This window comes from Streptosporangium amethystogenes (genome assembly GCF_000721075.1).
Lineage (GTDB): Bacteria > Actinomycetota > Actinomycetes > Streptosporangiales > Streptosporangiaceae > Streptosporangium > Streptosporangium amethystogenes.
In genome coordinates, this window is the sequence record NZ_JOEQ01000184.1 from 1 (window position 1) to 329 (window position 329).

A 329-nucleotide genomic window follows, 5' to 3' on the forward strand; every position below is an offset into this window, starting at 1 on the left:
CACCTGGAAGAGGGGGTGGCGGGCCATCGAACGAGCCGGAGCGACGATCTCCACCAACCGCTCGAACGGCAGATCCTGATGACCGTACGCCGCCAGATCCACCTCCCGCACCCGCCCGACCAACTCCCGAAAAGCCGGATTCCCCGAGGTATCGGTCCGCAACACCAACGTATTGACGAACATCCCCACCAGATCGTCCAACGCCTCATCCACCCGACCCGCCACCACCGAACCGATCGGCACATCCGAACCCGCCCCCAACCGGGTCAGCAACGCCGCCAACCCGGCCTGCACCACCATGAACACCGTCGCGTTCATCTCACGCGCCA

General features: G+C 65.3%; 1 protein-coding gene. It reads right to left on the reverse strand.

The window, feature by feature from the left end:
- On the reverse strand, positions 1 to 329 hold a 329-nt coding region (locus tag IG98_RS46370; RefSeq protein ID WP_157594918.1), incomplete at both ends, for a condensation domain-containing protein.